We start from the raw sequence: 26,376 nt of genomic DNA, 5'->3' as shown, positions 1-26,376 counted from the left end.
ACGTTCGTCACCCCCATCATTGCCGACGGCTGGTTACCGCGCCTTGATAGCCTCGCCGGTGATGGCCGGGCGACGGTGGGACACAGGCGCAACACGCCGGATGGGACGAGTCTTCGCCCGGCGTTCGGGCGGTGACGGCCCGGGACCGGTGGACCTGGTCGCCAGCGGGAAGCTGGACGGCGCACTGGTCGATTGGGCGTTCTACCGCGACGGCCGGCGCGACTCCAAGATCAACTCCTATACGGAAGCTCTGAGCCGGGCCAAGCGGGGTCAGGGATTCGTCTGGATCGGTCTGTTCCAGCCCGATGACCGCCAGTTGGCCATCATCGGCGCGGAGTTCGGGTTGCACGCGCTGGCCATCGAGGACGCCACCGAGGCCCACCAGCGCCCGAAGCTCGAGCGGTACGACGACACGTTGTTCGCCGTACTGAAGACAGTCAGGTATGTCCCGCACGGGGACCTGACCGCTACCAGCGAAGTGGTGGAGTCGGGTGAGGTGATGGTGTTCTGCGGACCCGGCTTCGTCGTGACGGTCCGGCACGGGGAGCACAGTGAGCTGACCGGACTCCGGCAGTCCCTGGAGGAGCAGCCGGATCGCCTCGCCCTCGGTCCTGGCGCCGTACTGCATGCCATCGCGGACCTTGTCGTCGACAGGTACCTCGAGGTGACGGACGCCGTACAGGCGGACATCGACATGATCGAGACGGAGATGTTCAGCCCGCGCGGCTGGCGGAACATCGACCGGGTCTACCAACTCAAGCGCGAGGTGCTGGAGCTGAAGCGGGCGGTGGCTCCGCTGACCGGTCCGATGCGGGCGCTGTCGACGCTGCGCCACCCGCTGATCGCCGACGAGACCCGGAACTACTTCCGCGACGTCGACGACCACCTGCTCCGGGTGAAGGAGCAGGTGATCTCGTTCGACGAGCTGCTCAGCTCGATCCTGCAGGCCGGGCTGGCCCAGGTTCAGGTCGCCGAGAACGAGGACATGCGCCGAATCTCTTCGTGGGTGGCGATTATCGCCGTCCCGACGATGATCGCCGGCATCTACGGGATGAACTTCGACAACATGCCCGAGCTGCACCTGAAGTACGCGTACTTCGTGGTCCTCGGCATCATGTTCGCCGCGTGCACGGTCCTTTACCGATTGTTCAAGCGAAACCACTGGCTCTGAGGCCGCAGTTCCAATACAACGTCACGCACGAGTTGGCAACCTTCTGCCATGGCCACGAGTACCACTCGTTTGGAATGTTCCAACAGTTGTGGACGGCTCGGCGCCCTTGATTGAATGCGGCCATCGCGTTCGGTCAGCAGGCCGCCACATTCTGCGACCGGCGGCATCGGGGGATGTCGTGATGGGTTCGGCGTCTCGGTAGGCAGGGAGGGCTGTGCCGTGCTTCGTATTCATTTCACACCGCGTGATCTGACCCGGGTCACGGTCGCCACCAACCCCGCGCCGCTGTGGGAGGTGCTGCTGAGCCTCCACATGCTGCAGCACTCCGACGGGCGGCTGATCTTCGAGGACTGGCGCCGGCAGGTGCGGGCGAAGGTCGCTCCGGAGCAGATGCGGCTCCTGCTCGAGCTGACCCCGCTGCGCGGCTACTCCCCGGACTTCCTCACCCCGGACGAGCCCGCACCGGACTTCGAGACCGCGCTGGAGCTGACGCTGGCCACGCCGCGGCAGCAGATCCGCAGCCAGCTCGACCTGCTCAGCAAGTACCGTCCGGTCTCCCCGTGGACGCGGGAGCTGGCCCAAGGCGAGCGTTCCTCGCTGCAGAAGCTCGGCCGGGCGATCCGCACGTATCACGCGGCCGCCATCGCGCCGTACTGGAAGTCGATCGGGACACATGTGTCGGCCGATCACGCACACCGCGGGGAGGCACTGGCCCGTCACGGGGTGGACCGGCTGCTCTCGTCGCTGCATCCGCGGGTCCGGTGGGTGGCGCCGGTCCTGCAGGTGCTGGACATGAACGACCGCGACCTCTACCTGGACGGGCGCGGCATCGAACTGCAGCCGTCGGCGTTCTGCTGGCAGGTGCCGACCAAGCTGCGCGACCCGGAGCTGAAGCCGATCCTGGTGTACCCGATCCAGCACGCGCCGGGCATCCTGCGGCAGGGGCCCGCGGAGCCGGATCCGTCGACCGACGCGCTGGGCTCGCTGCTCGGCTCGACCCGTGCCGCCGCGCTGGAGGCCGCCGTCTCCGGCTGTACGACGACGGAGCTCGCGAAGCGGTGCAAGATCTCCCCTGCCGCGGCCAGCCACCAGGCCACGGTCCTGCGGGAGGCCGGCCTGATCACCACCCGCCGGGACGGCGCGTCCGTGCATCACGAGATCACCCAGCTGGGGATCTGGCTGCTGTCCGGCCACGGCTCGGGTAAGGCCCGGCAGCCGCCCTCGGAGCTTCGGGTGACCGTCTAGCCACCCTCCGCGGCACGCTGGACGCCGACCGGCACCGCCCCGCCTGTCGGCCCAGCGTGCCGGCCTGTCCGGTCAGAGCTTGTAGTCCTCCAGCAGCCGGCGACCGATGATCATCCGCTGGATGTCCGCCGTACCCTCGCCGATCAGGAGCATCGGGGCCTCACGGTAGAGGCGCTCGATCTCGTACTCCTTGGAGAAGCCGTAGCCGCCGTGGATGCGGAACGAGTCCTCCACCACCTGTGAGCAGTACTCGCTCGCCAGATACTTCGCCACTCCGGCCTCGAAGTCGTTGCGCGAACCACTGTCCTTCTTCCGCGCCGCCTTCACCATCAGCTCGTGCGCGGCCTCGACCTTGACCGCCATGTCGGCCAGCCGGAACAGCACCGCCTGATGCTCGGCGATCTTCTTGCCGAACGTCTCCCGCTGCTGCGCGTAGGAGATGCCGAGCTCGAACGCCCGTCGCGCCACCCCACAGCCGCGGGCGGCGACGTTCACCCGGCCGACCTCGACGCCGTCCATCATCTGGTAGAAACCCTTGCCCGGTACGCCGCCGAGGATCTGGCCCGCGTCGATCCGGTAGCCGTCGAAGATCAGCTCGGTCGTGTCGACGCCCTTGTAGCCCATCTTCTCGATCTTGCCCGGCACGGTGAGGCCCTTGTCCACCTCGCCGAACCCGGGCTCCTTCTCGACCAGGAACGTGGTCATGTTCTTGTAGACCGAGTCCTGACCTTCGTCGGTCTTCACGAGTACGGCGACCAGGTTGCTGGACCCGCCGTTCGTCAGCCACATCTTCTGGCCGTTGATCGTGTAGGCGTCGCCGTCCTTGACCGCCTTGGTCTTGATCGCGGCGACGTCGGAACCGCAGCCCGGCTCGGACATCGAGAACGCGCCACGGACCTCGCCGGTCGCCATCCGCGGCAGGTACTTCCGCTTCTGCTCGTCGGTGCCGTGCTGGAGCAGCATGTAGGCCACGATGAAGTGGGTGTTGATGATGCCGGACACGCTCATCCAGCCGCGGGCGATCTCCTCGACACACAGTGCGTAGGTGAGCAGCGATTCGCCGAGGCCGCCGTACTCCTCCGGGATCATCAGGCCGAACAGGCCGAGCTCCTTGAGACCCTCGACGATCTCTGCCGGGTACTCGTCGCGGTGCTCCAGTTCGGTCGCGACCGGGAGGATCTCCGACTCGACGAACGCGCGGACCGTCTTGAGGATCTCCTCCTGGATGTCGGTCAGCCCGTCGGTCTGCTGCAACCTGCTCATCGTCGGCTCCTTCGGTCGAGATCGCCTACCCGCGAGTATCGCGGCTCCCAGCATCCCGGCACGAGGACGACACCCGCTGTGACACCGGCCACGCGCTCACCGTCGCGTGGCTCACTCGTCGCGTGAACCGTCCGAATTGGGGTTGGGCAGCGCCCGGCTAATCGTGGCGAACAACGCCGCGATCTGCGGAGTCGCCCGCCAGCGGTGTTGCTGCTGCGCCTCGAACAGCCGCTTCCTGGCGTCGTAGAAGTGCTGCGCGGCGGACTCCGTGTCGCCGTGGTCCAGCGCTTCCGCGGCCCGGTCCAGGTCGCGCGCCGCCTCCCGCGGAGCCTTGCTCCGGCTCCCTTCCTGGGTGGCGCGTACCTGCGCGGCCAGGGTCCGCAAGCTCTGTACCAGCGCCGCCTGCGGGTTCTGCGTCTCTTTCGGAGTCGGCTTCGGCGTCTTCGACGGCGTCGGAGTCGGCGTCGGAGTCGGCTTCGACGTGGTCTTGGGTGCGACCGAGACCTTCTGCACCGGTGCGGACGGTGTCCCACCCGCCTGCGCCGGCGGCTCGTTCGTCACGCTCTCGCGGAGCATCAGCCCACCAGTGATCGCAGCCAGCACCACCGCGGCTGCCACACCCACCTTCGCGAGTGGGAACGCCTTGCGAGGTGCCCGGTGAGTACCCGTTTCGGCGGACTCGTCCTCCCAGTGGCCAACGCCGACCACATCCTCGGCCGCGTCTGTGTGCTCATCTGGCTCGTCGGTCGCCGGTGCGGGGAGGGACAGCACCTGCGTCGCGTTGTGCAATGGAGATGGCGTCAGAAGGGCAGCGACCTGAGCAGCCGACGACGGTCGGTCAGCGGGGTCCTTGGCCAGCAGGTGCGTGACAAGGCTGGCAAGCTCGACCGGTACGTCGGTCCGCACGATGGGCGGCGGCGGTGTCTCGAGGTGCTGGCGCATGACCACGTCCACCGTCTGGCCGGTGAAGGGCGGCGTACCGCTGAGGAGCTCGTAGAGGACGCAGCCGAAGGAGTACCAGTCGCTGGCCGGGGTGGCCGACTTGCCGCGGACCTGCTCCGGCGACACGTACGACGCCGTACCGAGCAGGACACCCAGACCGGTCGTCTCGTTGCCCGCGTGCTTGGCGATGCCGAAGTCGGTGATCTTGAGCGTGCCGTCCGCGGCCAGCATCAAGTTGGCCGGCTTCACGTCGCGGTGCACGATCCCGGCGGCGTGGGCCGCATCCAGACCGCGTGCACCCTGGGTCGCGATGTCGGCGACCAGCTCCCCGCTCGGCAGGCCCGCCGTACGCATCAGTTGGGCCAGATCCGGGCCGGAAACGAGTTCCATCACCAGGAACACATGTTCGCCCTCGGTGCCGACGTCGTACGTCGCGACGACGTTCGGATGGGTCAGCCGCGCGGCCGCCTGCGCCTCCGCCCGGAACCGCTCGGCCGCGTCCATCGGGTCGCCCTCGAGCCGGCGGAGCAGCTTGACGGCCACCTGGCGGGCCAGGACGGTGTCCTCGGCCTTCCACACCTCACCCGCGCCACCCGTGCCCAGCAGGGTGAGCAACCGGTAACGCCCTGCGAGTACCTCGCCGTTCACACACAACACCTTCCGCAGCGGACCGCAACACCTTAGGCGGCCAAGGCGACGAGATCGAGTCCACGGCGAAAAGCTTGAAGAACCTCTGCACAGAGCGATGAACGTACTACCGTGAGCGAATGAAGCGATCAATCACCGCCCTGATCGCGGCCGCTCTGGTTGCCGCGACGCTGACCACGACGACCGCGTCGGCTGCGCCGGCGCACCGGCCGAAGCCGGTGGTGAAGTGTGAGTTCACGCCGACGCCGGAGAATCCGGCGGCGAAACCGGTGCGGATCCCGTCGGCCACCGCGAAGGCCAAGGGCACGGTCGACGTGTTCTTCGTGACGAACTACGGACCGTTCGTCGTACGGATGGATCGGGCCAACGCGCCGTGCGGGGTGCACAACTTCGTGCATCTGGTGAAGAGCCGGTTCTACGACTTCACCCAGTGCTTCCGGCTGACCAACTCGGCCCGGCTCGGGGTCCTGCAGTGCGGGGACATCTACCGGCAGGAGGAGGGTGGCCCGGGGTACAAGTTCCCCGACGAGGTCACCGGGCAGGAGACGTACCCCCGCGGTACCGTTGCCTACGGCAACCAGGGTCCCGGGACGAACGGCAGTGAGTTCTTCGTGGTCCACTCGTTCGCGAACATCGACCCGAACTACACCGTCCTCGGCCACGTGATCGCGGGCATGTCCACGTTCGACCGCATGGTCGCCGCCGGCATCGCCGACCCCGACCAGGACGGCCCGCCGGTCAAGCCCATCCGCATCTACAAGGTCTGGTCGCACTGACCTTTCGGGGGAGGGTAATTCCACAGCCTGCAGGGCTACCTTGAGCTCGTGGGCACTCGCGGACGACCGAGGCATCCCGACGTACTGACGCCGGCGGAGTGGCAGGTGGTGCACGCGGTCCGGCACGGCATGTCGAACCGGGAGATCGCCCGGCGCCGCGGGGTGAGCCTCGACGCGGTGAAGTTCCACGTCGCGAACGCCTTGCTGAAGCTCGGCCTGGAACGCCGGGCCGAGCTTCGCACCTGGCGCGGCGTGCCCGCCGACAGCGCTCTGCGTGGACAAGGAGGCTCGGACATGGTTCTGCAGTTGGGCACGATCGGACAGATCGCACGACCGGTCAGCAACATCCAGACCGCGGTCGACTTCTACGGCGGGACGCTCGGGTTGCCGCATCTCTACACGTTCGGAGACCTGGCGTTCTTCGACTGCGGCGGAACCCGGTTGTTCCTCAGCGCGAACGACGGGCCTGTGGGTGAGCCGTCGGTGCTGTACTTCCGCGTCGACAACATCCAGTCCGCGTACGACGACCTGCTGGCGCGCGGCGTCGAGTTCGAGACCGCGCCGCACCTGATCCACAAACACGACAACGGCACCGAGGAGTGGATGGCCTTCTTCCCAGACCCGGACGGCCACCTCCTCGCAATCATGGCCCAGGTCGGGGGCTGAGTCGGGAACTACTCAGCCGGTTGCCAGATGTCAGTGCGGGTCATCCCGGCAGCGCGACCTTTGGCCGAGACCACCAGCGCCATCTTGCGGGACGCCTCGTCGATCATTTCGTCGCCGAGCATGACTGCTCCACGGGCGCCGCCGGCCGCGGAGGTGTAGTGGTCGTAGGCGTCGAGGATGTTCTCGGCGTGGTCGTAGTCCTCCTGCCGCGGCGAGTACACCTCATTCGCCGCAGCGATCTGATCCGGGTGCAGCACCCACTTGCCGTCGAAGCCCAGCGCGGCGGACCGGCCGGCGACGCGGCGGAAGCCGTCCACGTCCTTGATCTGCAGGTACGGACCGTCGATCGCCTGCTTCCCGTGAGCCCGCGCGGCCATCAGGATCTGCATGAGGATGTAGTGGTACGCGTCCCCGACGTCGTACCCGGGCGGCTGCTCGCCCACCACCAGCGACTTCATGTTGATCGACGCCATGAAGTCGGCCGGGCCGAAGATGATCGTCTCGACGCGGGGTGACGCGGTGGCGATCGCGTTCACGTTGGTGAGGCCGAGTGCGTTCTCGATCTGCGCCTCGATGCCGATCCGGCCGGGCTCGTAGCCGTGCACCTTCTCGAGTTGGGTGAGCAGCAGGTCGAGCGCGACCACCTGCTCGGCGGTCTGGACCTTCGGCAGCATGATGCAGTCGAGGTTCGCGCCGGCGCCGGCGACGACCTCGATCACGTCGGCGTACGTCCATTCGGTGGTCCAGTCGTTCACCCGGACGACGCGGATCTTGGTCCCCCAGCCGCCTTCGTTCAGCGCGGCGACGATGTTCTTGCGCGCGTCCACCTTGGCGATCGGCGCGACCGAGTCCTCCAGGTCGAGGAAGACCTGGTCGGCGTCCAGCCCCTTCGCCTTGGCCAGGAACCGCGGGTTCGACCCGGGCGTCGCCAGGCAGGACCGCCTGCTGCGCAAGGTAGTTGTCTGATCAGCCATCGCCGTCGTCCTCCAACTCGGGTTACCCGCCGGTCACGGGCAGCGTACGGCGAACCCGCGGCGAGCTCCGGTGATCGGGCTCACTTCGCCATCGAGTGTGTCCGGTTTCACCGTGCCCCGGAGGACGCGCCGGTGTGACAACCTTGGGTCCGTGACCATCGAGGACGCTGCCGCCGAGATCGCCGGTGTCATGAAGAAGGCCGGCCTCGTCTGGCTGTCCTGGAACGGCGGACGCCCCGCGCCGGCCTGGTTCGCCACAGTCGACGGCCAGTACGTCGTACTGGCGGATGCGGCCGAGAGCGCGGAGCAGCCGCTGCCCGGACTGGCCACGGCCGGCTCGGCGGACGTCGTCGTACCGGCCAAGCCCGCCACCAACCGGCTGGCGAGTTGGACGGCGACAGTACGACGGCTGGAGCCGGGCAGCGACGAGTGGACGACGGCAGCCCAGGTACTGCGCACCGAGCGGCTCAACGCGGCCGGACTGGACACGCAACTCGAGCGCTGGAAGACCGAAGCGGACCTCCTCGTGCTCGAGCCCACCGGTGAAATCACCGAGGCTGCCGGGCGGTACGACGCCACTCCGCGGGCCGAAGCACCGATCGGCACCAAGGCAACCACCCGAGGCAAGCCACCGGTCACCTTGCACCGCCGCATCCCGCGCCGCCCGCGCCTGAGCTGAGACTCCACTCCGGCGGGTTAGCCTTCGATCATGAGTGGCTCACCGTCGCGCGTGTACGTGGCTCGGCTGGCCGGTCTCCCCGTGTACGACCCGAACGGGGATCAGGTCGGCAAGGTCCGCGACGTCGTGGCGATGATGCGGCAGGGTACGCAACCGCCGCGGGTGCTCGGTCTGGTGGTGGAGGTCTTCACCCGGCGCCGCATCTTCCTGCCGATGACCCGGGTGACCAACGTCGACGTCGGACACGTCACCACCACCGGACTGGTAAACATGCGCCGGTTCGAGCAGCGGCCGACCGAGGTGCTGGTGCTCGGCGAGATGCTGGACCGCACTGTCACCGTCCTCGAGACCGGCGCGACCGCAGTGGTGTTCGACATGGCCATGGAGCAGTGGCGGACCCGGGACTGGGTGCTGTCGAAGGTGGCGGTGCGCGAGGGCGGCAAGCGGTTCCGGCGGCGCGGGCAGTCGCATGTGTTCGACTGGGCCGACGTGAGTGGCTTCGCCCAGGTCGAGGAAGGTCAGGGCGCGACCCACATCCTGGCCGCGTTCGAGTCGATGAAGGCCGCGGACCTGGCCGCCGTACTGCATGATCTGTCGCCCAAGCGACGCAAGGAGATCGCGTCCGCGCTGGAAGACGAGCGGCTGGCCGACGTATTGGAGGAGCTGCCCGAGGACGACCAGGTGGAGATCCTTGCCGGCCTGGACACCGAGCGCGCCGCGGACGTGCTCGAGGAGATGTCACCGGACGACGCGGCCGACCTGATCGCCGAGCTGCCCACCGAGACTGCCGAGGCCCTGCTCACGCTGATGGAGCCGGACGAGGCCGAGGACGTACGCCGTCTGCTCACCTACGAAGAGCGCACCGCCGGTGGACTGATGACGTCCGAGCCGGTGATCCTGCCGGCGGATGCGACCGTCGCGGACGCCTTGGCCCAGGTCCGCAACGCCGATCTGAGTCCCGCACTGGCCGCGATGATCTATGTCTGCCGGCCGCCGCTGGAGACTCCCACCGGTCGGTTCATCGGCATCGGCCACATCCAGCGGCTGCTCCGCGAACGACCATCCGAGCTGGTGTCCGTAGTAGTGGACACCGATCTGGACGGGCTGCGGCCGGACGACAGCCTGACCACGGTCAGCAAGTACCTGGCGACCTACAACCTCGTCGCGGCACCGGTGCTCGACGACGAAGGCCGGCTGCTCGGTGCGGTCACGGTCGACGACGTGCTCGACCACCTGCTCCCCGACGACTGGCGTGAATCCGATCAGCCCGGCGACAACGACTCGCAGGAGGTGGACCACGATGCCTCGTGACGACCGCAGCACCGACGACCGCCGCCTGCGCAGTACGGCGCGGCTCGACGTACCACGGGACTGGCGGCGGACGTTCGTGCCGCGGCCGTCCTACGACGCCGACGCGTTCGGGCGGCTGTCGGAGCGGATCGCCCGTTTCCTCGGCACCGGGCGGTTCCTCGTCTACATGACCGCGACGATCCTGTTCTGGGTCGCCTGGAACATCTTCGCGCCGCAGAGCCTGCGGTTCGACCAGTACCCGTTCATCTTCCTGACGCTGGCACTCAGCCTGCAAGCGTCGTACGCCGCTCCGCTCATCCTGCTGGCGCAGAACCGGCAGGAGGCGCGCGACCGGGTGCAGTACGAACGCGACCGTGACGTGGACGCCCGGACCCGTGCGGACATGGAGTTCCTGGCCCGCGAGATCGCCTCGCTGCGGATGGCCGTCGGCGAGGTCGCGACCCGCGACTTCCTCCGCTCCGAACTGCGCACGCTGCTCGCGGATCTGGACCTGAAGAGCCGCGAGGACGACCGCGTTTGACCTCTTTGGAGCCGAGATACTCTCGCTATCAGGTGAGGAAGGACGTGGAATGAAGACTCGATTCGCGCCTGATCGCGGCCTCAGCCGCCGGATGGTGATGACCAGTTTCCTGCTCGGTCTGCTGTACGTCGCCTTCGTCGCGCTGCTGATCGCGCTGACCGGGAGCGCCGTACTGGCCGTCGTGATCGCGGCCGGGGCGTTGTTCGTGCAGTACTGGTTCTCGGACCGGATCGCGTTGTACGCGATGCGCGGGCGGATCGTCAGCCCGGAGGAGGCGCCGCAACTGCACGGCGCGATCGACCGGCTGTGTGCCCTGGCCGACATGCCGAAGCCGAGGGTCGCCGTCGCCGACGTCGATCTCCCGAACGCCTTCGCGACCGGGCGCAACCCGAAGAACGCGGTCGTCTGCGTGACCACCGGGATCATGCGCCGGCTGGACGCGGACGAGCTCGAGGGCGTCCTCTCGCATGAGCTGTCCCACGTCGCCCATCGTGACGTCGCGGTGATGACCATCGCGTCGTTCCTCGGCGTACTCGCCGGCCTCATCACGCGCTTCGGCCTGTACGGCGGACTGAGCCGCAACCGCGACCAGAACGCGGCGGTGATCGTGCTGACCGTGGTCCTGGTGTCCGTCGTCGTCTACGCGATCTCGTTCCTGCTGACGCGGGCGCTGTCGCGCTACCGCGAGCTCGCCGCGGACCGGGCCGGCGCCATGCTGACCGGCAGACCATCGGCACTGGCCTCGGCGCTGACCAAGATCAGTGGGGACATCGCCCGGATACCGTCGCGCGATCTGCGCCAGGCGGAGGCGTTCAACGCGTTCTTCTTCGCCCCGGCGATCTCGGGCCAGGGAAAGAGCCTGTCCTCGCTGCTGTCCACTCACCCGCCGCTGGAGACACGCCTCGACCGCCTCGGTGTGCTGTCGCGCGAGCTGGGCGAGCAAGCTTAGGTCATGGGCCTTCTCGACATCCTGCTCGGCCGGAGCAAAGCCGTCCCGCCGAACCTCGACCAGCTGTTCTCGCTTCCGTCGGCCGCGATCACGCTCGACACAGCGGCCGGTTACCGGCCGACCGGAAGTGGATCGGTCTGTTTCAAGGCGGCCGAGGGCGGTGGATTCTCGACCCTGCGCGAGGAGGTGGACAACCTGCTCGCGCTCGACAACGGGAAGTTCACCAGCCACACCGACTCGTACGGCTTCACCTGGCTGGTCCGGCAGACCACTCCGGACGATGTCGAGGGACTGGTCACCGACCTGCACGCGGTGAACACCTCACTGGTCGACGCGGGCTTCGGATCGGCGCTGCTGTGCACACTCGTCGCCTTCACCAACGGCAGCAAGTCGCTGGGGCTCGTCTACCTCTACAAGCGCGGTACCTGGTACCCGTTCGTCCCCGCTGGGCAGGACCGCCGCGACAACGCCACCGAACTCCAGATCAAGTCGGTCATCGGCACCGACCTCCGCTTCGAGCAAGACCTCTCGCGCTGGTTCCCCATCTACGGCGCCCCCGGCCTCTGACCCCACCTCGCAGATCCCGCGACTTCGACCATCGCCGTCCCAGCGACTTTGAGCACCCATCGCCCATCGCCGAGCCGATTTCGTGGCTGACCGGTGCACAAAGTCGTGCCTCCACTACGAGCGGTGCTCAAGGTGGCGGTTGAGGTGAGGGTTGCCTTGGCGGACCTACGTCACATGGACCGTGGTCGGGGCGGCTCGGGTGAGCACGTAGCCTGGGGGTATGGCTCCCACTGCTGATCAAGTGACCACGGCGCTCGGTGGTGTACTGGATCCGGAGATCAAAAAGCCGATCACGGACCTGGGCATGGTCGAGTCGGTCGTCGTCCGGGACGACGGCGTCGTCACGGTCCGGATTCTGCTGACCGTCGCAGGCTGTCCGATGAAGGACACGCTGCGCCGCGACACGACCGCCGCGGTCAGCAAACTCGACGGCGTGACCGGGGTCGAGGTGGACCTGGGCGTAATGTCGGCCGAGCAGCGGGCGGCCTTGCAGACCCAACTGCGCGGGGGCGTGGCGGAGAAGGAGATTCCGTTCTCCCGGCCGGACTCGCTGACCAAGGTGTTCGCGATCGCGTCCGGCAAGGGCGGCGTGGGCAAGTCCTCGGTGACGGTCAACCTCGCGGCCGCGATGGCGCTGCAGGGGCTGCAGGTCGGCGTACTGGACGCGGACATCTACGGGCACTCGGTGCCGGCGATGCTCGGCGTCGCGGACCAGCGGCCGACGGCCGTGGACGACATGATCATGCCGGTGCCCGCGCACGGCGTGAAGGTGATCTCGATCGGCATGCTGAAGCCGAAGCGCGACCAGGTGGTCGCCTGGCGCGGCCCGATCCTGGACCGCGCGCTGGTGCAGATGCTGGCCGACGTGTACTGGGGCGATCTCGACGTCCTGCTGCTCGACCTGCCGCCCGGTACCGGTGACATCGCGATCTCGGTCGGCCAGCGGCTGACCAGCGCCGAGGTCATCGTGGTGACGACCCCGCAGGAAGCCGCCGCCGAGGTGGCCGAGCGGGCCGGCACGATGGCGCAGATGGTGCACCAGCGGGTCGCGGGCGTGGTCGAGAACATGTCCTTCCTGCCCTGCCCGCACTGCGGCCCCGAGCATCGGATCGAGATCTTCGGCTCCGGCGGCGGGACGCGAGTCGCAGAGACCCTGTCCGCACGCCTGGGCTACAAGATCCCGCTCCTCGGTGAGATCCCCCTGGACGAGCGCCTCCGCAGCGGCGGCGACCTGGGCAACCCCTTGGCCGTCACCGACCCGGAAACTCCCGCAGCGCAGGTCCTCACGCAGATCGCGGCCACCCTGGGCGGCCGACCCCGAGGCCTGGCCGGCCGGCAACTCGGCCTCTCCCCCGCGGGCCGCTGACCACCCGAAGCTGACGCCACCCTGGTGTTGACTTGGGCGGGTGCCGATTCCTGAGAAGCATCCGGTTCTGACCGACGGCGTAGTGACCCTGCGCGCCCCGCGGCCGGACGACGTACAAGGCCAGATCGACCGCAACCGCGAGGACCCCGCCCGCGACGACGAGGACGCGCGGCGGTGGATCACCTTCGGCATCACCGAGGCGTGGGCGGCCGGCTGGCGGCTCGCGTTCGTCGTCGAGTATCAGGGCCGGTACGCCGGTACTGCCTCGCTGAAGCCGGATGCAGACGGCAACGCCCGGGTGACCTACGGGCTGTCCGAGTGGGCGCGTGGCGCCGGGGTGGCGAGTCGCGCCGTACGGCTCCTGCTGGAGTTCGGCTTCGGCACGTGCGGATTCCGCGTCGTCCACTGGTGGGCGCGGGTCGGCAACTGGCCGTCACGCCGGGTCGCGTGGGCCACCGGCTTCCGGCTGGGTGACACCATCCCCGGCCTGGCGAAGGAAGGCGGCCGACCCATCGACGCCTGGACCGGCTGGATCGGCCCGATGGACCCTCGCACACCGCGTCGGCCCTGGTACGTCGCCCCGGTGCTCGAGACTCCGCGGCTACGCCTGCGTGCCTGGCGCGAGGACGAGATCCCCCGCATCACCGCGGCCAGGACCAACGAGGCGACGGCCCACTTCCTCCCGTTCATCCCTCAGCCCTTCACCGCCGAGGACGCGCGCTACTGGCTCAAGAGCCTCGACGAACAAGCCGCCTCCGGTCACCGCTACAACTGGTGCCTGGCCGATGCCGGGACCGACCTGGGCCTCGGCAACCTCACGCTCTTCAATCTCAACGACCACGGCGCCGGCGAGCTGGGCTTCTGGGCGCACGCCGACGCCCAAGGCCGCGGCTTGACGGCAGAGGCGATCCATCGCGTCGCCGGATGGTTCTTCTCCCCCGACGGCCACAACGGCCACCGCCTGCTGATCCGGACCGCCGCCACCAACACTCCCGCCCGCCGGGTCGCCGAGTCAGCCGGCTTCCGCCACGCCGGCACCGAACGCGAAGGCTTCCGCGTCGCGACCCGCCAGGACGACCTGGTCAGCTACGACCTGATGGCCGGTGATCTGGCCGGGTGAAGGTCAGGTCGACTCGGGGTCGAAGGGGGCCTTCTGACCGGCCGGGAGACGGTCAGGAGTGGAGTCCATGAAGTCCGGAGTGCTGGTCGGCTTCTCGTCGTCGAGGTCGTCGGAGCCTTCGAGCAGGTGCTTGCGGACGAAGTTCTTCGGGTTCAGATCCTGGAGCTCGAGGTCGGCGAACTCCGGGCCGAGCTCGTTGCGCAGATCGTTCTGGGCGTTGTTGACCATCTGGCGGACCTGACGCAGCAACCGGCCCGCGGTGCGGGCGAACTCCGGCAGCCGATCCGGGCCGAAGACGAGCACGGCGACGATCGCGATCACCACCAGCTCGAGTGGCCCGATGCCGAACATGTCCCCACCTCTCTGTACGTCGTTTCCGACGGCGTCCAGGGTAGCCGCCGTACGGTGACACCGCCTGCCGGGTCAGCCGATCTGGCCGGCCAACGCGACCGTCGCCTGCCGCTCCCGCCCACTGCGCTCGTACGCCAGCTTCACGCTCTCACCGGGCTGGTGGGTGCGAATCGCGACAATCAGTGCTTCGGCGGTGTCGACGACCTGGTTGTTGATCGAGGTGATCACGTCACCGACGCGTAATCCTGCCCGCGCAGCCGGAGACCCCGGGTTGACCAGGCTCACCCGCGCGCCACCCTCGAACTGCATGTCCACCTGCGCGCCGATCACCGGGTACGACGCCCTGCCGTTGGCGATCAACTGCTGAGCGGTCCGCCGGGCCTGGTCGATCGGGATCGCGAACCCGAGCCCGATGTTGCCGCTCTGGCCCTCCTGCGTGCCGCGCACGGTGGCGATCGCGGAGTTCACGCCGATCACCCGCGCGTTCATGTCGACCAGCGGGCCGCCGGAGTTGCCCGGGTTGATCGCCGCATCGGTCTGCAGCGCGTTGATGTACGACTCCGGGTCGGCGGCCTCCCCGGAGGTGGTGACCGGGCGGTTCTTGGCCGAGATGATGCCCGAGGTGACCGTGCCGGCCAGCCCGAGCGGCGAGCCGATCGCGACCACGTCCTGACCGACGATGGCCAGATCGGAGCGGCCGAACTGCACCGATGGCGCCTTCAGACCGGCCACCTGGACGATGGCGAGGTCGTACGCCGGGGAGCGGCCGACCAGCCGCGCGGTCGCAGGCTTCCCGTTCTCGGCGACGACCTGGATCGAGCCGCCGTTGGCCGCCGCGGCGACGACATGGTTGTTGGTCAGGATGTGGCCGACGTTGTCGATCACGAAGCCCGACCCGGTCGCGTTCGAGTCGTCCGCACCCTCGACCCGCAACTGCACGACGCTCGGCAGCAGCGTCGAGGCGACGGCGGAAACCGATCCGCTGCGGATCTTCGGGTCCGCGCCGGTGCCGACCGGCGGTGTGGGCTGCTCGGCGACCGGACTGGTGTTCCCATCCAGGGCGACGACGGTGACGGCAGCGCCGGCGCCTGCGATCACGCCGATGACCAGGGCGACGGCCGCGGCGATCGCGACGACCCGGTTGGTCTTGGGCGGCGGCGCCGGGGTGTACGCGCGGGCCTGCTGCTGATGCCAGTCGATCGGCGGGGGCGGCGTGTACGTCGGCTGGTACGCCGGCCGCTGGGTCGGCCAGGCCTGCCCCTGGTACACCGGCCTGAAGTTGGGCTCGTCAGCGGCGGGCTGCCCGAAGCTGCGTTGTGTCACCGACCGACCACCGTTCTGCCGGTACGACGCATCGCTCCCGGGAGGCGGCAACGGCATGCTGCCCGGCCCGGCCGCAGGCGGCACCAGCGCCGACAACGGCGGACCGTCGGCGGTCGGCTCTGCCGAAGCAGGCGCGGCCGTCGGGATGATCCGGGTGGGTTCCGGCGTCGCTGGATCGCGGGGGGTCGGAACTGTCGGTTCGGCGTCGTCGCTGGTCACGGTGGCCGCCTCACGTGTCGTGGTCGTCGGTCGGAGGCCCTCTCCCGGGGTTGCCGGAAGACCCCTCCAGATTCGATTATCCCAGCTTCGGCGAAAGGGCACCCATCGGAGTTAGCCAGGTAGCGATTTTCGCCAGCCCGGCACCCATCCGCTGGATCGCGGTCAGCTTCACCGGGACGTCGTGCGGGAAGGCCCGGACCACCTGACCGAGCATGTCCGGCGGCAGGTCGCCGATCAGCGTGTAGACGATCCCGCCGGAGGACCAGACGACGTACGACGGCATCCCGTAGCGCTGGTAGACGCCGGGGGTGTCAGTGGCGCCGAAACCGGCCACAGCCGCCGGATCGAGCGCGCCGCGTTGCTCGAAGAGCGAGATGTTGAACAGCCCGTCGGAGTACGAGAACTGCAGCGACCCGTTGCCGGTGTCCTGGTGGACGTCGTACAGCTTGAGCGACGCGGGGAGCTCGGGCGCGCAGACCCAGCCTTCGGAGCGCAGGTTGTCGACCGTTCCCAGGCCCATCGACTCGACTCCGCCGGGCGCCATCGGCGGCAGGTGCCCGAGGAACTCCGAGTCCTCGATCTCCAGCTCGGTGAACACCGTGGCCCGGACCATCGTCTTCCCGTCCACGCTGAACAGCTGCCGCTGCAGCAGCAGTCCGGTCGCCTTGTCGATCCAGAACCGCGCAGCGAGAGTTTCGTCATCCCGCAGCGCCTCGACCAGGACAGCTGCCCGGCCGATCGTGGCTGTGCAGCACTTGTAGACGAGCGCGTACGTCGCCTCCAGCAACGCCAGCGGTCCACCGTCGACCGCACCGGCGTTCGTGGTGCGCTGGACGAAGGCCTTGGCGCCGGGAGACGCCTCGGAGCCGACCACAGTGATCTCGGAGCCCTGTGAGGCCGCGTGCACGATGTCGAGCATCGCGGAGCTGGCGCCCTGCGGTCCCCACGAGGTGATGATCTGGGTGCCGTGGAACGAGACCCGGTTCGGCGCCGCGGCGGCACGCTCGAGCCAGCTGACGGCCGTCGGTGAGTCCTCACGGGACGCGACAGTCACCGCAGCAGCGGGCATGGGCAGGCCGAAGCCGATCAGTGCGGTGCTGACCAGTACGGCGAGCCGGGAGAGGCTCACAGGTCAACGTCCTGCCAGGGCCACCGGCTGCAGCGTCGGGCTCAGCCCCGCGTACCCAGCCCCGTTGTAGGAGTTCAGCAGCGCGACCGGGTCCGCGAACGGCGCTTCGCTAGTCGTGCTGGCGTGGTCGGCGGAGAAGCTCGCGACCGGCGGCTGCAGCGCGGGTGGCTGCTCCGACCGGGCCGGGTCTCCGACGACGAACGCCGTACCGAGTAGTGAGGCCACTGCGGCGGCAGAGCTCGCAGCAGTCAGTACGCCGGTACGCCGCCGGGAGCGAGTGGTCCGGGGCGCGGGGCCGGTGGATCCACCGCGACCCGCCGGGAACGCGGACCGCTGCGGGAAGAGCGACACGGCCGGTGTGAGGACCGGGCGGACCTCCTCGCGCGGCTCCATCGAGAACGACGAGACGCCCATCAAGCGCTGCATCAGGTCGGTGGACGGCTCCGGCAACTCCTGAGCCGCCATCCGGGCCTTGAGCCGGCGCTGCGCGTCCACCTCCGCACGGCAGGTGTCACAGCTGACCAGGTGGCTCAGCACCTTGTCACGGGAGTCGTGGTCGAGTTCACCGTCGACGACGGCAGTCAGCTTGTCCATCGGGTGCTGCAGCGTCACCGGTGCTCACCTCCGGTGCTGAACGGGGCGTCTGCGGGCGGACCACCGATCCGGGACTGACCAGAGCGCGGGGCGCGGTGCTCCAGGTGCTTGCGCAGCATCGAGCGTCCCCGGTGGATCCGGCTACGGACCGTCCCGAGCTTCACATCCAGCACGTCGGCGATCTCGTCGTACGTCATGCCCTCGATGTCGCACAGCACCACGGCCGCACGGAAGTCCTCCGGCAGCGCGTCGAGTGCGTCCTGCACGTCGTGGTCGAACAGGTCCGAGTCGAGCTTCTCGGCCGGGCCCTCGCCCTTGGCCGGGAGCCGGTCGTGCGCATCCTCCGGCAGGCCGTCGAAGCGGATCCGCTGCTTGCGGCGGGCGCCGTCCAGGAACAGGTTCGTGGTGATCCGGTACAGCCAGCCCTCGAAGGTGCCCGGCGTGTACGACGACAGCGAGCGGAAGACCCGGACGAAGACCTCCTGGGTCAGGTCCTCGGCGTCGTGCTTGTTGCCGGTCAGCCGGTACGCCAGCCGGTAGACCCGGGCCGAATGCGCACGGACGATCTCGTCCCACGACGGCAGCGCGTCCGCAACCGCCTCCGGGACAGGCACCACAGAGGTGTCAGCCGGCTTCACCGCAACGCCTCCCAGGGTCCTCTCGGCAATAAGCGTGAAGGCCATGGTGCCGCGTTCACCGTCCTCTGCGCACGTGGGGAACACCCGGGTTGGACCCTGAGTTGCTCGTACGACGGCTCAACGCGGTGCCCCAGCCGGAAGTTCCCGGCCGGTGCCCTCACCAAACAAGACGTATCAGCGGCCATTTCGGTTGAATCAGTTCTCCTCGATCACAGCGATCGGGTCCCCGTCGCGGACGACTTCGCCCTCGGCGACCTTCAGCTCGACGATGGTCCCGGCCACCTCGGCCAGCACCGGAATCTCCATCTTCATCGACTCCAGGATGACGAGGGTGTCCTCCGGCCCCACCGTGTCCCCGGCCCGGGCGGTGACTTTCAGCACATTGGCCACCAGTTCCGCCACCACGGTATGACTCAATTCGCACTCCTCCGGTCCGGATCTCTGCCTCGATCCTAGGCCTCCCCGACTGCGGCCTGGCGGGCCCGGTACGACGCGACGCGGGTGCGGCTGGAGCAGGTCGGCGAGCAGAACCGGCGCGGTCTGCGCTCGGCCGGGTTCACGAAGACGCGCTCGCAGTCCGGGGCCGCGCACGCGTCGATCGCGGCGAACCCGTGCCCGGCCGCGAACCCGGCCAGCCCCAGCGCGGTCGAGGCGGCGAGCCACTCGGCCCACGTCGCCTCCGGCTTGGCCACATGCAGGTGCCACGGCGACCCTTCATGGTCGGAGAGATACGGGCGTACGGCGTACTCCGCGAGCAACTCGTTGAGGACTCGGGCCGCCTCGGCCGGGTCGGCGTGGAACACCGGCCGGATCCGCTCGCGGACAGCCCGGACCGCCGCCAGATCACCGTCGTCCAGCGTGATCGGGTCCGCCTCGCCGTGGTCCAGCAGGAAGTCGCGGACATCGTCAGGCTCATTGAGCCGCTCCGGGTCGCGGGTGCGCGTGTTGACCAGATCGACCGCGAGCCGGATCAGCCGGTCCGGTGTCTGAATCTCCACCACTTCTCCTTCTCGTAACGTATTTGCTAGCGTAACCCGTAACGGCAGATATATCGTTACAGGAGGTCGGCGTGCCCAGCTACTACGTCGCCGCGACCCTCGCCAGGCTCGCTGACGAGATGGTCGCGTTCACGCTGGTGCTGCTCGTGCTGGAGCGCACCGACAGTCCAGCGCTCGCAGGTCTCACCGGGGCCGCCTACGCCTTGCCGGCCGTTGTCACCGGCCCGCTGCTCGGTGCCTGGCTCGACCGGACGCCGTACCGTCGCTCCGCACTGGCGCTCAACCAGGCGGTGCTCGGTGTGGTGATGCTGAGCCTTCTCGGCGTGGTCGGCCACAGTTCGCACTGGGTCACTCCGGTGCTGGCGGCAGTCGCCGGGGCCACGCTGCCGATGGTGAGTGGCGGGTTCACGAGCATGCTGCCGAGCCTCGTCCCGCAGGAGCGGTTGGCTCGCGCCAACTCGTTGGAGGCCGCGAGCTTCGGAGCGGCCACGATCACCGGCCCGGCGACCGCAGCGACCATCTCGGCGGTGTTCTCGGTGGAGACCGCCGTACTGGTCATCGCACTGGCTGCGACGCTGAGCATCGTCGCCATCACCCGACTGCCCGCACTCCCCCAGGCTGTGACCGGTGGCGAGCCGTTCATGGCCTCGGTCATTGGCGGACTCGCCCATCTGGCGCGCACACCGCGGCTGCGGGCATCCACGGTCACGACCACGTTGCTTCTGGGTGTGATGGGCATCCTGCTGATCACACTGCCCCTGCACATGGAGTCACTCGGCATGCCGACGTCGGCTGCGGGCTACCTGTGGACCGCACTGGAGGTCGGCAGCGTCACCACTGCTCTGGCGTTAGGCCGACTCCAGACGCGCTGGCGTCCGGAGTACGTCGTGATGGTGTCCGTTGCGGCGTACGGGCTGGCCATGCTGACGTGGCCGCTGGCCGGGTCCTTCGGCGTACTCCTGCTGCTGGCGGCTGTCGCCGGACTGCTGCAAGGGCCGACCATGCCGGCCATGTTCGCGGCGCGTCAGCAATACAGCCCCCAGTCACTGCAGGGCAGGGTCAGCACGACCGCAGCCAGCCTGCGCGTGGGCACTGCCGCGCTCGGGCAGGCTGCGGGCGGCCTCCTGGTACCGGCGATCGGCACTCACAAGGCCCTGCTCGTCGTGGCCATCGGACTGGTCGCCGCCGCGGTCTTGGGTCGCGTGGCAGGCGTCCAGACCAGGGAGCCTGTGCTCAGTGGAGGATGACGGAACGGGTCAGACTGCGCGGCTGGTCCGGGTTAAGGCCCAGAGCCAGTGCCTTGGCGACTGCGACGCGCTGCGCCACGACCAGCGACGCCATCGGGTCCAGGTCCGCGTGGTGTACGACGGTCGCACCGGTGGCAGTGACGTCATCGAGCAGACCGGCCGGCGACTCCCCGAAGATCCAGACGCCACGGCCCGGCTGCGCGATTGCGATCGGGCCGTGCCGGTAGTCCATCGCCGGGTACGCCTCGGTCCACGCGGACGCGGCCTCACGCTGCTTCAGCGCCGCCTCGTGCGCCAGGCCGACAGTCCACCGGGTGCCGACGTACGTGAGCTGCTCCAGCTTGGCCAAGTCGTCCACGTTCACGGCCAGCGCCGTCTCCGCGTCCGCGGCCGCCTGCTCGAGGTCCTGGCCCAGTGACGCCCGCAGCAGCGCCAGCGTGGTGGTCGCGAAGCGGGTCTGGACGACGGACTGCTCGTCGGCGAAGTCCAGCATGATGGTGTGGTCGGCCAGCTCGACGATCGGCGAGTCCGGAGTGGCGGTGATCGCGATCGTGGGGAGGTCGGTCGCCCGGATCAGGTCGAGCACCTCGGTCGTCGTACCGGACCGGCTGATCACGACCACGGCGTCGTACGTCCGGCCGGCCGGGAACTCCGAACCGGCGAACGCGTCGGTCTCCCCCTGGCCGAGGTCCTCGCGCAGGGCGGCGTACGCCATCGCCATGAACCAGGACGTGCCGCAACCGACCGCGGCGACCCGCTGACCGGCCTTCGGCAACGCGCCGCCGTACTGCGCGAAACCGGTCGAAACCTGCCGCCAGAGGTCAGGTTGAGTGGCGAGCTCAGTGCTCACACATGGCGTCGAAGTCATCATGTCTCCCTAGATGTCATGGTCGAAACTGCTCGAACGTGATCGAATGGTGCCAACCAGCCGCCACCCGGCTGACCGATTGTGTGAAGGAGGAGCCCCGGGTGAAGCGTTATGAACGCCTCAACACCTTGCTCGAGTCGCTCGCCGAGAAGGGCGCCATCGACGTCGACGAGCTCGCCGAGCAGTTGCACGTCTCGGCAGCCACGATCAGGCGCGATTTGGACCACCTCGGCAAGCAGCAGCTCCTCACCCGGACCCGCGGTGGCGCGGTGGCCAACGCGGTGTCGTACGACCTGCCGCTGCGCTACAAGACTGCGCGTTTCGCGTCCGAGAAGCAGCGGATCGCGCAAGCCGCGGCCACTTTGGTCCGCCGCGGCATGGTGATCGGGATGAACGGCGGCACCACGATCTCCGAGGTGGCCCGCACGCTGGCGACCCGGCCGGAGCTGTCCGCCGAGCATGGCGAGCCCGCGTTCACCCTCGTCACCAACGCGCTGAACATCGCCAACGAGCTGATCGTCCGGCCGCACGTCAAGATGGTGCTCACCGGCGGCGTGGCCCGGCCGCAGTCGTACGAGATGATCGGGCCGCTGTCGCACCGGATCCTGGCCGACCTGTCCCTGGACATCGCCTTCATCGGCGTCGACGGGATCGACGAGACCGGCGCCACCGCCCACCACGAGGGCGAGGCGAACATCAACCAGCTGATCGTCAGCCGGGCCGCCAAGGTCGTCGTGGTCGCCGACTCCTCCAAGCTCGGCCAGCGCGCGTTCGCGCGGATCTGCGAGCTGAGCGAGATCGACACCCTCGTCACCGATGCGCAGGCCGACGAGAGCCAGCTGGCCGTGTTCAAGGAAGCCGGCATCGACGTCATCCGCTCCTAGGACCCTCAACACGCCGTACCTCCCTCCCGTGGGTGGCTCAGGTCTGCCGAGGTCGATCATATCTGACTCAAGTGGCAGAGTTATGAGCAAGAGTACGCAGTCCCAGCGCGGGAGACACGGAATGCGGCCCTCGTGCCGCTAGGCTTCTGACTCAGCATGAGTAGCGCAGCGGCAGAACCTTGGGAGGGCATCATCGCCACCGGCATCGACCCGACGTCCTGGGCATACGCCGAGGACTACACCGGTGAGGACGAAGTCGTCACCGGTGCGCGGGCGAGTGCCGAGGACAGCGGCATCGCCGCGATCGGTCCCGGCGCATCGGCCGCACTGAGCATGCTCGCGGCCGGCGTGAGCGCCAAAGCCGTGGTCGAGATCGGCACCGGCACCGGCGTCTCCGGGCTGGCCCTGCTGCGCGGGATGCGCGCGGACGGCACGCTCACCACGGTCGACATCGACGCCGAGAACCAGCGGCTCGCCCGCAAGACGTTCCTGGACGCCGGCGTCCCGTCGAACCGGTTCCGCCTGATCGCGGGCTCCGGGCTCGACGTGGTCACCCGGCTCACCGACGGGCACTACGACCTGGTCTTCTGCGATGCGGACCGGCGCGAGAACACGGCGTACCTGCACGAGGCACTGCGCCTGCTCCGTCCCGGCGGCCTGGTCGTCTTCGCCGGCATCCTCACCGGCGGCCGAGTCGCCGACCCCGCTCACCGCGACCCCGACACCAACGCCCTCCGCGACCTGCTCCGAGCAGTCCGCGACGACGACAACCTGGTCTCAGCCCTCCTCCCCACCTCCGAAGGCCTCCTCACCGCCGCCAAACGCCTCAACTGAGCGCCACACAGAGCTGACCCGCCGAACGTTGGGCTGCTGCGTCTCGACAGGCTGATGTGGTCGCAGACGGCGTACCCCTCCGCCGACATGCCAGCAAACCGGCAGTGATGCGCACCCGCTGGCAGGTTATCCAGCCGATAGCGCACTGTAACCCGCCAGCCGGCAAAGACCGCGCTACCGGTGCCCTCGGCAACCAACTGCTGTCCACGTGCGGCTGGACAGGAGGTATCTCGCCGACAGGTAGTGCGGCTGAGCGCACATGGCGGCCTGTGTACGGTGTCTCGCAGGTGCACTACCTGTCGAGCTGTACACCGCCTCGGTCAGAAAGGCCGGCTGGGGCCTTCAAGCCGTCAGGCGGGTTAGTTCTGCGGTTACTTCGTGCCAGTGGGGGCTTTGGGGGTCTATCAGGTCGTAGTGGCCGGCGCCTTCGACGCGGTTGAGGCGGGCGGTGGGGTGCGCGGTGAAGTAGGACTCGGTGACGGAGAGCGGGACGTGGCTGTCGACCGTGCCGTGGATGATGCTGATCGGGGCGATCGCGGCGGGCAGGTGCACCGGGTCGAGGTCGTTGCGTACGCCGTCGCCGATGAAGTCCTGTACGGCGCCCTTGTCCAGGCCGAGCCGGTCGGCCATCACGAGGTCCGCGACCGGGGCCAGCGCGACCAGACCGCGGAGCCGGACCGGGTTCAGCGTCGAGGCTGCCCACAACGCCAGCTGTCCCCCTGCCGAGTGACCGACCAGCACGTAGCCGGCGTGGACGTCGACCAGGTCCGGCAGCGACTCGATCGCCGCACGGACGTCCGACGTACTCGCGTCGGGGTCGCCGGGCTCGCGACGGTACTCCAGGGACACCACCGGCCAGCCGAGGTCGGAGATGGCCTCACCGAGGGGGCGGGCGTGTTTCCGGTCGTACTCCGGCCGCCAGAAGCCACCGTGCACGAACACGATCAGCGGCCGGTACTCCTTGGCATGCCAGTAGTCGATCACCTGGTCCGCGTGGTCGCCGTACCGGAGCTCCTCGTCGGGCTCACGGGCCGCGCGGGTCAGAACCGATCGGTCTTCACTCATCAGACCTCCCGAGGCTGCTCTGACCTCCCGAGAAAGTGCAGAGCGTTCGTGGACAGCAGCTTGTGCCGCTGGTCCGCGGACAGGAAACCGGCTTTCCGTACCACCTCCCCGACCGGCCGCTCGCCCAGTGGATACGGATAGTCACTGCCGACCAGTACCCGATCATCTCCCAAGGTATCGACAAGTAGCCGCAAAGGCGCTGATTCGAACACGACCGTGTCGACCACGAACCGATCCAGGTAGTGAGAGGGTGGGTGCTCGGAGCAACCACGCACGATGTCGCCGCGCCGGTGCCAGGCGTTCTCCAGCCGCCCCAGCCAGAACGCGAAACTCCCGCCGCCGTGGGCGAAACAGATCCGCAGCGACGGCGGCAACGCGTCGAAGGCCCCGCCGAGGATCATCGCCAGGACGGACAGATGCGTCTCGGCCGGCATCCCGGTCAGCCAGCGGGCCATCCAGCGATCCAGCCGCGGACCGGCCGGCATGTCCCACGGATGCACCAGGACCGGCATCCCGGTCTCCGCGCAGTGCTTGAGAAAGGCAACGATCCCGGCGTCGTCGAGGTCCTTGTCGCCGACATGGTTGCCGATCTCGACACCGGCGTGACCGGCGGCCCGGCACCGGTCGACCTCGGCGCAGGCGGCGTCCGGATCCTGCAACGGCACCTGGCAGAACGCGACGAAGCGGCTGTCCCCGGCGAGCGTCTCCAGGGTCAGGTCGTTGAAGATCCGGGCCAGCTTGACGGCCTGGCCGGCAGGCCGGTCATAGCCGAAGAACACCGGCGTCGGCGAGACCACCTGCAGATCGATGCCGTCGGCATCCATGTCGGTACGGCGTACGGCGGGATCCCACGCCTGGGGACCGATCGGGCGGAACTCCGTCGAGCCGACCATGATCATCGCGGCCCGCTCGGAGTCGATCCGCAGCCACGGCCAGCCGTCGCCGCCGCACGCTACCGAGAGATCCGGCCAGCCCTTCGGCACCAGGTGCGTGTGGACATCAACAGCCATCAGGCCTTACCCGGGTGCAGCGTGCCGCAGTCCGGGCAGGTGCGCGCGTCCTCGCTGTCGTAGAAGGCCTTGAACACCGGTGGCAGGTCGGCCACGATGTCGGTCACCTGGAGCTCGACCTCGTGCACGATCCCGTTGCAGTTGGCGCAGTACCAGCGGAACTTCTCCAGCGTGCCCGGCTCGCGGACCCGCTCGATCACCAGTCCGATCGAGTCCGGCCCGCGCTGCGGCGAATGCGGCATGTTCCGCGGCAGCACCCACATCTCTCCCGCGTTCACCTCAACGGTGGCGGGGCCGTCGTCGGTGACGACGTCGACCCGGAGCTCGCCCTTGATCTGGTAGAAGAACTCCTCGTACGGGTCCACGTGGAAGTCGGTGCGCTGGTTCGGACCGCCGACCACCATCGTGATGAAGTCGTCCCCGGTCGGGAACATCTGCTTGTTGCCGACCGGCGGCTTCAGCAGATGCTTGTTCTCCTCGATCCACTGCGGGAAGTTCGTCGACTCCAGATTCGCCATGCCCTACTCCTTTGCACCTTGCGGGATCGCCGCTACGGCCTGGATCTCGATCAGCAGCTGGGGATGCGGCAGCTGATGGACTGCGACGGTCGTCCGGGCCGGCCCGGACTCGTCGAAGAATTCGCCGTACACCTCGTTGTAACCCCCGAAGTCGTTCATCGACACCAGGTACGTCGTCACGCTCACCAGGTCATCGAGTCCGGCGCCGACCGCCGCCAGGATGTCCCGGATGTTGTCCAGCACCGCCCGGGTCTGCACCTTGATGTCCAGCGACACCGTGCCGAGTTCGTCGACCGAGGCACCCGCGATGGTGTTGTCCGGCAATCGGCTGGAAGTCCCCGACACGAAGGCGAACCCACCGCTCACCTTCACGTGCGGAAACCGCCCCCGCGGCACCGCCTTCCCCGCCACCACCGTCGCGTCGGCCATGTCAGCATCCTTGCCCACCACCCACCATCCGCCAAGTACCTGCCGCACCGGCGTCGCGTGGCCACTCACCCC

29 protein-coding genes are annotated in these 26,376 nt (G+C 68.7%); 14 read left to right on the top strand and 15 right to left on the bottom strand.

Annotated features, from left to right (window positions below):
• The first annotated feature begins 61 nt into the window (after window positions 1-61).
• Both OG817_RS02365 and OG817_RS02360 read left to right on the top strand, forming a co-directional pair.
• Window positions 62-1,171 carry a magnesium and cobalt transport protein CorA gene (locus tag OG817_RS02365; RefSeq protein WP_406051817.1) on the top strand — a complete coding sequence of 370 codons (1,110 nt, stop codon included), beginning with the start codon at window positions 62-64 and terminating at the stop codon, window positions 1,169-1,171.
• Window positions 1,172-1,390: 219 nt separating this feature from the next.
• Window positions 1,391-2,416 carry an ArsR/SmtB family transcription factor gene (locus OG817_RS02360; RefSeq protein WP_406051816.1) on the top strand — a complete coding sequence of 342 codons (1,026 nt, stop codon included), beginning with the start codon at window positions 1,391-1,393 and terminating at the stop codon, window positions 2,414-2,416.
• Between the two features lie 72 nt (window positions 2,417-2,488).
• Here the strand turns inward: OG817_RS02360 and OG817_RS02355 are convergent, their stop codons facing one another.
• Both OG817_RS02355 and OG817_RS02350 read right to left on the bottom strand, forming a co-directional pair.
• Window positions 2,489-3,679, bottom strand: coding sequence for an acyl-CoA dehydrogenase family protein (locus tag OG817_RS02355; RefSeq protein ID WP_406051814.1), 1,191 nt, complete (start codon window positions 3,677-3,679; stop codon window positions 2,489-2,491).
• Between the two features lie 111 nt (window positions 3,680-3,790).
• The gene (locus tag OG817_RS02350) at window positions 3,791-5,269 is read right to left on the bottom strand and encodes a serine/threonine-protein kinase (protein ID WP_406051813.1); all 1,479 of its coding nucleotides are present in this window, start codon (window positions 5,267-5,269) and stop codon (window positions 3,791-3,793) included.
• Between the two features lie 119 nt (window positions 5,270-5,388).
• Here OG817_RS02350 and OG817_RS02345 point away from each other — a divergent pair, with 119 nt between their 5' ends.
• Both OG817_RS02345 and OG817_RS02340 read left to right on the top strand, forming a co-directional pair.
• Window positions 5,389-6,045: a peptidylprolyl isomerase gene (locus tag OG817_RS02345; protein ID WP_406051811.1), complete on the top strand. Its 657-nt coding sequence runs from the start codon at window positions 5,389-5,391 to the stop codon at window positions 6,043-6,045.
• A 48-nt stretch (window positions 6,046-6,093) separates the two neighbouring features.
• A complete protein-coding gene (locus OG817_RS02340; RefSeq protein ID WP_396397230.1) occupies window positions 6,094-6,711 on the top strand; it encodes a VOC family protein in 618 nt (205 codons plus the stop codon).
• An 8-nt stretch (window positions 6,712-6,719) separates the two neighbouring features.
• Here OG817_RS02340 and OG817_RS02335 read toward each other — a convergent pair whose 3' ends face one another.
• Window positions 6,720-7,685: a CoA ester lyase gene (locus OG817_RS02335; RefSeq protein WP_131359055.1), complete on the bottom strand. Its 966-nt coding sequence runs from the start codon at window positions 7,683-7,685 to the stop codon at window positions 6,720-6,722.
• A gap of 151 nt (window positions 7,686-7,836) precedes the next feature.
• Between OG817_RS02335 and OG817_RS02330 the strand changes: the two genes are divergently transcribed.
• The 7 genes from OG817_RS02330 to OG817_RS02300 all read left to right on the top strand — a co-directional run bounded on the left by OG817_RS02330 (window position 7,837) and on the right by OG817_RS02300 (window position 14,197).
• Window positions 7,837-8,364: a hypothetical protein gene (locus OG817_RS02330; protein ID WP_406051810.1), complete on the top strand. Its 528-nt coding sequence runs from the start codon at window positions 7,837-7,839 to the stop codon at window positions 8,362-8,364.
• Between the two features lie 30 nt (window positions 8,365-8,394).
• Complete coding sequence (locus OG817_RS02325; protein WP_396397225.1) at window positions 8,395-9,675, top strand: magnesium transporter MgtE N-terminal domain-containing protein; 1,281 nt, start codon at window positions 8,395-8,397, stop codon at window positions 9,673-9,675.
• Entirely contained in the window at window positions 9,665-10,195 is a 531-nt protein-coding gene (locus tag OG817_RS02320; RefSeq protein ID WP_396397223.1) for a DUF1003 domain-containing protein, read from the top strand. Before OG817_RS02325 ends, OG817_RS02320 begins: the two co-directional genes overlap by 11 nt.
• A 49-nt stretch (window positions 10,196-10,244) precedes the next feature.
• Window positions 10,245-11,144, top strand: a complete 900-nt coding sequence (gene htpX / locus OG817_RS02315) for a zinc metalloprotease HtpX (protein ID WP_396397221.1) — start codon at window positions 10,245-10,247, stop codon at window positions 11,142-11,144.
• A 3-nt stretch (window positions 11,145-11,147) separates the two neighbouring features.
• Window positions 11,148-11,711, top strand: a complete 564-nt coding sequence (locus OG817_RS02310) for a PspA-associated protein PspAB (protein ID WP_396397220.1) — start codon at window positions 11,148-11,150, stop codon at window positions 11,709-11,711.
• Window positions 11,712-11,931: 220 nt separating this feature from the next.
• A complete protein-coding gene (locus tag OG817_RS02305; protein ID WP_396397218.1) occupies window positions 11,932-13,077 on the top strand; it encodes an Mrp/NBP35 family ATP-binding protein in 1,146 nt (381 codons plus the stop codon).
• Between the two features lie 40 nt (window positions 13,078-13,117).
• Complete coding sequence (locus tag OG817_RS02300) at window positions 13,118-14,197, top strand: GNAT family N-acetyltransferase (RefSeq protein WP_406051809.1); 1,080 nt, start codon at window positions 13,118-13,120, stop codon at window positions 14,195-14,197.
• Window positions 14,198-14,200: 3 nt separating this feature from the next.
• On the opposite strand, the gene OG817_RS02295 is transcribed toward OG817_RS02300, so the two are convergent.
• The 7 genes from OG817_RS02295 to OG817_RS02265 form a co-directional block, all read right to left on the bottom strand.
• Window positions 14,201-14,548, bottom strand: coding sequence for a sec-independent translocase (locus OG817_RS02295; protein ID WP_406051807.1), 348 nt, complete (start codon window positions 14,546-14,548; stop codon window positions 14,201-14,203).
• Window positions 14,549-14,620: 72 nt separating this feature from the next.
• Window positions 14,621-16,090 carry a trypsin-like peptidase domain-containing protein gene (locus OG817_RS02290; protein ID WP_406051806.1) on the bottom strand — a complete coding sequence of 490 codons (1,470 nt, stop codon included), beginning with the start codon at window positions 16,088-16,090 and terminating at the stop codon, window positions 14,621-14,623.
• A 76-nt stretch (window positions 16,091-16,166) separates the two neighbouring features.
• Window positions 16,167-17,219 carry a transcriptional regulator gene (locus OG817_RS02285; RefSeq protein ID WP_396397212.1) on the bottom strand — a complete coding sequence of 351 codons (1,053 nt, stop codon included), beginning with the start codon at window positions 17,217-17,219 and terminating at the stop codon, window positions 16,167-16,169.
• A 3-nt stretch (window positions 17,220-17,222) separates the two neighbouring features.
• A complete protein-coding gene (locus OG817_RS02280; protein WP_396397210.1) occupies window positions 17,223-17,831 on the bottom strand; it encodes an anti-sigma factor family protein in 609 nt (202 codons plus the stop codon).
• On the bottom strand, window positions 17,828-18,496 hold the full coding sequence (gene sigE / locus OG817_RS02275) for an RNA polymerase sigma factor SigE (RefSeq protein ID WP_396397208.1): 669 nt from the start codon (window positions 18,494-18,496) through the stop codon (window positions 17,828-17,830). The genes OG817_RS02280 and sigE overlap by 4 nt, the downstream gene beginning before the upstream one ends.
• Before the next feature lie 150 nt (window positions 18,497-18,646).
• Window positions 18,647-18,868 (bottom strand): biotin/lipoyl-binding carrier protein, encoded by a 222-nt coding sequence (locus OG817_RS02270; RefSeq protein ID WP_131359088.1) that lies wholly within the window; start codon window positions 18,866-18,868, stop codon window positions 18,647-18,649.
• Between the two features lie 35 nt (window positions 18,869-18,903).
• Window positions 18,904-19,449 carry a CGNR zinc finger domain-containing protein gene (locus OG817_RS02265; RefSeq protein WP_406051804.1) on the bottom strand — a complete coding sequence of 182 codons (546 nt, stop codon included), beginning with the start codon at window positions 19,447-19,449 and terminating at the stop codon, window positions 18,904-18,906.
• 71 nt (window positions 19,450-19,520) lie between these two features.
• Here OG817_RS02265 and OG817_RS02260 point away from each other — a divergent pair, with 71 nt between their 5' ends.
• Entirely contained in the window at window positions 19,521-20,696 is a 1,176-nt protein-coding gene (locus tag OG817_RS02260; protein ID WP_406051803.1) for an MFS transporter, read from the top strand.
• Here OG817_RS02260 and OG817_RS02255 read toward each other — a convergent pair.
• Entirely contained in the window at window positions 20,683-21,564 is an 882-nt protein-coding gene (locus OG817_RS02255) for an SIS domain-containing protein (protein ID WP_406051802.1), read from the bottom strand. The genes OG817_RS02260 and OG817_RS02255 overlap by 14 nt on opposite strands.
• Before the next feature lie 101 nt (window positions 21,565-21,665).
• Here OG817_RS02255 and OG817_RS02250 point away from each other — a divergent pair, with 101 nt between their 5' ends.
• Together OG817_RS02250 and OG817_RS02245 are read left to right on the top strand one after the other, a co-directional pair.
• Window positions 21,666-22,448 carry a DeoR/GlpR family DNA-binding transcription regulator gene (locus OG817_RS02250; RefSeq protein ID WP_112244167.1) on the top strand — a complete coding sequence of 261 codons (783 nt, stop codon included), beginning with the start codon at window positions 21,666-21,668 and terminating at the stop codon, window positions 22,446-22,448.
• Between the two features lie 156 nt (window positions 22,449-22,604).
• The gene (locus OG817_RS02245) at window positions 22,605-23,282 is read left to right on the top strand and encodes an O-methyltransferase (RefSeq protein ID WP_396397200.1); all 678 of its coding nucleotides are present in this window, start codon (window positions 22,605-22,607) and stop codon (window positions 23,280-23,282) included.
• Between the two features lie 342 nt (window positions 23,283-23,624).
• Here OG817_RS02245 and OG817_RS02240 read toward each other — a convergent pair whose 3' ends face one another.
• From OG817_RS02240 to OG817_RS02225, 4 genes are read right to left on the bottom strand one after another with little or no spacing between them, the layout of a single operon-like run.
• Window positions 23,625-24,347, bottom strand: coding sequence for an alpha/beta hydrolase family protein (locus OG817_RS02240; RefSeq protein ID WP_406051800.1), 723 nt, complete (start codon window positions 24,345-24,347; stop codon window positions 23,625-23,627).
• Window positions 24,347-25,357: an amidohydrolase family protein gene (locus OG817_RS02235; protein WP_396397198.1), complete on the bottom strand. Its 1,011-nt coding sequence runs from the start codon at window positions 25,355-25,357 to the stop codon at window positions 24,347-24,349. Before OG817_RS02235 ends, OG817_RS02240 begins: the two co-directional genes overlap by 1 nt.
• Window positions 25,357-25,875: a 3-hydroxyanthranilate 3,4-dioxygenase gene (locus OG817_RS02230; protein ID WP_396397197.1), complete on the bottom strand. Its 519-nt coding sequence runs from the start codon at window positions 25,873-25,875 to the stop codon at window positions 25,357-25,359. Before OG817_RS02230 ends, OG817_RS02235 begins: the two co-directional genes overlap by 1 nt.
• 3 nt (window positions 25,876-25,878) lie before the next feature.
• Window positions 25,879-26,304: a RidA family protein gene (locus OG817_RS02225; RefSeq protein WP_396397196.1), complete on the bottom strand. Its 426-nt coding sequence runs from the start codon at window positions 26,302-26,304 to the stop codon at window positions 25,879-25,881.
• Window positions 26,305-26,376: the final 72 nt, after the last annotated feature.

This window comes from Kribbella sp. NBC_00889 (assembly GCF_045207705.1).
GTDB lineage: Bacteria > Actinomycetota > Actinomycetes > Propionibacteriales > Kribbellaceae > Kribbella.
Note: the sequence above shows the minus strand (reverse complement) of the source record. Positions and strands in the feature narration are given on the sequence as shown.